The 4,938-nt window shown below is 75.5% G+C and carries 4 protein-coding genes; all 4 read left to right on the top strand.

The window, feature by feature from the left end; all coding sequences use genetic code 11:
* Positions 1 to 668 precede the first annotated feature (668 nt).
* The 4 genes from ACFW1I_RS37530 to ACFW1I_RS37515 all read left to right on the top strand — a co-directional run bounded on the left by ACFW1I_RS37530 (position 669) and on the right by ACFW1I_RS37515 (position 4,798).
* Positions 669 to 1,643 (top strand): substrate-binding domain-containing protein, encoded by a 975-nt coding sequence (locus ACFW1I_RS37530; protein ID WP_384678469.1) that lies wholly within the window; start codon positions 669 to 671, stop codon positions 1,641 to 1,643.
* A 113-nt stretch (positions 1,644 to 1,756) separates the two neighbouring features.
* Positions 1,757 to 3,055 (top strand): hypothetical protein, encoded by a 1,299-nt coding sequence (locus tag ACFW1I_RS37525; RefSeq protein WP_384678467.1) that lies wholly within the window; start codon positions 1,757 to 1,759, stop codon positions 3,053 to 3,055.
* Complete coding sequence (locus ACFW1I_RS37520; protein ID WP_384678465.1) at positions 3,052 to 3,927, top strand: sortase; 876 nt, start codon at positions 3,052 to 3,054, stop codon at positions 3,925 to 3,927. Before ACFW1I_RS37525 ends, ACFW1I_RS37520 begins: the two co-directional genes overlap by 4 nt.
* 49 nt (positions 3,928 to 3,976) lie before the next feature.
* Positions 3,977 to 4,798, top strand: a complete 822-nt coding sequence (locus ACFW1I_RS37515; protein ID WP_384678471.1) for a phosphate ABC transporter ATP-binding protein — start codon at positions 3,977 to 3,979, stop codon at positions 4,796 to 4,798.
* Positions 4,799 to 4,938 lie beyond the last annotated feature (140 nt).

Below are 4,938 nucleotides of genomic sequence, written 5' to 3'. Positions count from 1 at the left end.
GGCGCCGTCGGTCCAGGCCGCCCGCGCGCGGGGCCCCCCCCCCGGGGGCCGGGCCCGGCCCCGGGGGGGGGGCCCGGCGGCCGGGGCGGACCGGCAACGACCGGCTCCACCGGCGGCGGCCCCGGCACCGGCCCGGCCGGCGGCACCTCCGCAGACGGCGGCGCCACCGGCACCGGCTCCACCGGTGACGGCGGCACGGACTCCGGCGCGGGCGGCACCTCCGGCACCGGCACCGGCTCCGACGGCGGCACGGGACCCGGGGCGCCGACCTCCGCCCCGCCCGGCGGCCCCACCGGAGGCACCGGCGGCGGCGCGGGCGGGCCGGGCGCGGGCGGGCCGCCGGGGGAGCAGCTCGCCGCCTCCACCGGCACCACCCCCTCCGGACTGCTCGGCCGGGTCCGCTGGATCCTCCTCGGCGTGCTGGTCGTCGGCGGCGTCGCCGGAATAGCCGGACCCGCCGTCCTGGGATTCGCCGGCCGGCGCCCGACCCCCGCGGATTCACCTAGGACAGGAATTCGTAACCTGAAAAGAGACTGAACGTGGTGGTTCCCGGATCCACCGGTAAGGAATTCTTATTCCCGGCCGGTCGACGGACCGGCCGGGAAAAAGAATCCGGATTTGCTTGCGCGTCCATTCCATGACATCCGTTTCCACGGAGGAGATCAGAAGTGAACGTCAAGTCCCGCGCTCGTATCGGTGCCGCCCTCGGTGTCGCCGCCCTGGGTCTCGGTGTCGCCCTCGCCCCGGCCGCCCAGGCCGACCCCAACCCGGTCACCCAGTACCGCACCCTGGCCGGCGTCGGCTCCGACACGACCCAGGACGTCCTGAACGGCCTCGGCGACGTCGTCGTCAACGCCTTCGGCCAGAAGATCATCGCGTCCTGGAACGCCACGGGCACCGCCACCATCAAGACCAAGGCCACCGGCTGTGTGATCAACCGCCCGAACGGCTCCTCGGCCGGCATCGACGCGCTCCGCAACGCCGTGGACACCAACTCCGGCTGCCTCGACTTCGCCCGCTCCTCGCGCGGCCCCGTCGACACCAGCACCACGGACCTCACCTGGATCCCCTTCGCCAAGGACGCCGTGTCCTGGGTGAAGCGCTCCGACAGCACGCTGCCGTCCGACCTGACGGCCACGCAGCTGAAGGACATCTACGAGTGCAACCTGACCTCCCTCAACGGTGTGGCGCTCACCCCGCTGCTGCCGCAGGCCAACTCCGGCACCCGCCAGTTCTTCCTCTCCTCCATCGGCGTCACCACCCCCGGCTCCTGCGTCACGCAGGGCGCCCAGGAGAACGACGGCACCGTCCTCGACACCGCCGGTGACATCGCCCCGTACTCCGTCGCCCAGTACACCGCCCAGGAGAAGGGCGCCGTCGCCGACCGCCGCGGCGCGGCCGTCCTCGGCTCCGTCGGCACCGTCGCCCCGCGCAACGCCGACAAGACGCTCAACCTGTCCTTCCCCTTCGTCCGCGACGTCTACAACGTCGTCCCGACCGCGAAGCTGACCAACGCCACGGTCGCCTCCACCTTCGTCGGCTCGTCCTCCAAGGTCTGCGCCGCCGCCACCACGATCACCACCTACGGCTTCGGCACCCTCGGCGCCGGCTGCGGCACCACCACCCTCAAGGGCGAGCGCTGACCGCCGGCCACCCCTGACCGCACACCGGCCGGGCACCCCCGTGGTGCCCGGCCCCACGGCATACCCCGCCCCACCGCCCGCGACGTCCACCCGCCCCGGAGGAACACCACCCCATGCCCAAGGTCACCACCCTCAGATCGCCCGTGGCGCTGCTCACGGCCCTCGCCCTCCTCTGCGGCACCCTCGCGATCGTCCTGGCCCTCTCCACGCCCGCCTCCGCCGCCACCCGGCACGGCACCTTCACCCTCACCCCCGCCGCGGGCACCCTCGCGGCCGGACCGGCGTCCCTCATCGCCGACGGGCCCTGCCCCGCCCCGGCCGAGGCCGACAAGCCGTACACCAGGGGCGTCCTCGCCCTCGTCAACCCCGGCGACCCGACCGTCACCGCGCCCATCGCCGAGGTCGCCCCCGGCGGCCCGCTCGGCACCACCCCGATATCCGGCCCGCTCACCGGCTCCGCCGCCGGCTACGCCACGCTCCAGGACCGGCTCCGCGAACTCGTCCCCTCCGGGCCCCTGGACGGACGGTACGAGCTGCGCCTCTTCTGCGAGACGGCGGACTCCGAGGCCCGCACCGCGTACTTCTCCCGGATGATCGAGGTCACCGGCGGCGACTGGGCGGCCATCAGCCAGCAGGCGACCAACCTGACGATCGGCTCCGACAGCGCCACCCCGCCCGCCGGGCGCCCCTTCCCGATCCGGGCGCGGATCCAGCCGGCCACCGCGACCGGCACGGTCGCCTTCGTCACGCTCGACACCGCGACCGGCGAACTCAAGGAGCTCGGCACCGCGGAGCTGGTCTCCGGCACGGCGGAGGTCACGGCCACCATGCACGACACGGTCAACCTCGTCTTCCCCGTCCTCGCGCAGTACACCCCCGCCGACCCCGCCGCCTACACGCCCTCCCAGGCCCTCCACGACTTCGCGGCCGGCCCCGCCACCACCCCGACCCCCACGGGCACCGCCACCCCCACCGGCACCCCGGCCCCCACCGGCACGCCCACCCCGACGCCCACGGACACCCCCACCGACGAGCCGACGGACGAGCCCACCGACGAACCGACCGACGAGCCCACGCCGACGGACGGCCCCAGCGGCACGCCCACCCCGACGCCCACCCCGACGCCCACGCCGACCGGGACCGCCACCGACGACACCACGGGCACCACCGGTGACACCGGCGACCCGTCCGGCTCCTCCGACACCTCCGGCACGTCCGGCACGTCCGGTTCGGGGTCCTCCGGCGGCTCCGGCGACACCGGCGCCACCCCCCACGGCGGCTCCGGCGGCTCCCTCGCCGCCACCGGCGCCGCGTCCGCCGCCTCCGCCGCGCTCGGGGCGCTCGCGCTCTGCCTGCTCGGCGCCGCCGCCGTGATCACGGTCCGCCGCCGCACGGCGGTCGCCCGGCCGTGACCACCGCACCGGCACCAGCCGCCCCCCGCGCCGGGCTCGGCCTGGCCGGGGCGGCGCTGTGCGTCCTCGCCGCCCTCCTCATCGGCTTCGCCGCCAACCTGACCGTCGTCGGCCACCTCCAGCACGCCCGCGACCAGGCCACCGCCTACGACGAGCTGCGCGAGCAACTCGCCCTCGGCACCGCCCCGGTGGGGCAGACGACCTACGACGGCAAGGCGGTCGCCCCCGGCGACCCCGTCGCCCTGCTCCGCATCCCGGTCCTCGGACTGCGCGAGGTCGTCGCCGAGGGCACCACCTCCGAGGTCCTGATGTCGGGGCCCGGCCACCGCCGCGACACCCCGCTGCCCGGCCAGGCCGGCCAGGCCGTGCTCATGGGCCGCCAGTGGGGGTACGGATCCCCCTTCAACGACCTGCACCGGCTGCCGCCCGGCGCCCGCGTCGAGGTGACGACCGGACAGGGCGAGGCCGTCTACGAGGTGTCGGGCGTCCGCCGCCCCGGCGACCCCACCCCGGCGGCCCTCAAGGACGGCGAGGGCCGGCTGACCCTGGTGACGGCGAGCGGCGGCGCGTACACGCCCGAGGACTTCCTCTTCGTCGACGCCAGACTGCTCTCCGACGCCCAGCCCAGCCCGCCCCGCCCGCTGCGGCCCGGCTGGATCACCGCCGCCGAGAAACCGCTCGCCGGCGACCCCGCCGCCTGGCCGAAGGTCTTCCTCGGCGCCCAGGCCCTCCTCCTCGCCGCCGTCCTCACCGTCGTCGCCCGCCGCCGCTGGGGCCCCCGCCAGACCTGGATCGCCGCCACCCCGGTGCTCGTCGCGCTCGGCGTCCTCGTCTCCGGCGAACTCACCCGCCTCCTCCCCAACCTCCTCTGAACAGCGTGGAGTTGATGCCACCGTGACCGACCTCGCCGACACCGTCACCCTGCCGCCCGTCCCCACCGGGACACCACCGGCCGGCCGCGCCGGCCGCGCCGGCGCGCTCGACGCCGAGGCCGTCTCCGCCTGGTTCGGCGACCGCAAGGTCCTCGACCGGGTCTCGCTCGCCATGCCCGCCCACGAGGTGACCGCCCTCATCGGCCCCTCCGGCTGCGGCAAGTCCACCTTCCTCCGCATCCTCAACCGGATGCACGAACTCATCGGCTCCGCAGCCCTGTCGGGCCGCGTCCTCCTCGACGGCACCGACATCTACGACCGCGGCCGCCGCATCACCCACGCCCGCCGCGAGATCGGCATGGTCTTCCAGAAGCCCAACCCGTTCCCCGCGATGTCCCTGTACGAGAACGTCCTCGCCGGCCTCAAGCTCGGCGGCGTCCGGGCCGGCCGCGACGAGAAGGACGCCCTCGTCGAGGAGTGCCTGACCCGCGCCGGCCTCTGGAACGAGGTCAAGGACCGGCTCCGGCAGCCCGGCGGCGCCCTCTCCGGCGGCCAGCAGCAGCGCCTCTGCATCGCCCGCGCGCTCGCCGTCCGCCCCCGGGTGCTCCTCATGGACGAGCCCTGCTCCGCCCTCGACCCCACCTCCACCCGGCGCGTCGAGGAGACCATCGCCGAGCTGAAGTCCGAGGTGACGATCGTGATCGTCACCCACAACATGCAGCAGGCCGCCCGGGTCTCCGACTCCTGCGCCTTCTTCCTCGCCGAACAGGGCACGCCCGGGGTGATCGTCGAACACGGCCCCACGGAGGCGATGTTCGGCGCGCCGAGCGACCCGAGGACCGCCGACTACGTCAACGGCCGCTTCGGATAAGCCCGTTGGGGGCAGACGGAAGGGCCGGTACGGAATCCCCCAACCCCCCCCCCCCCCCCCACCGCCCGCAGCCCCCCCGCCCCCCCCCCCGCCCTCGACACCCCGCCCCCCACCCCCGCCCCGCGGGGCGGGCCCCCCCG

The organism is Streptomyces sp. NPDC058955 (assembly GCF_042741435.1).
Lineage (GTDB): Bacteria > Actinomycetota > Actinomycetes > Streptomycetales > Streptomycetaceae > Streptomyces.
The sequence above is the reverse complement of the archived record's forward strand: the minus strand, read 5'-3'. Positions and strand labels throughout refer to the sequence as shown.

Bases quoted from the DNA above. Each gene is read 5' to 3' on its own strand.
- ACFW1I_RS37525 (WP_384678467.1), top strand. From the start codon at position 1,757: ATGCCCAAGGTCACCACCCTCAGATCGCCCGTGGCGCTGCTCACGGCC.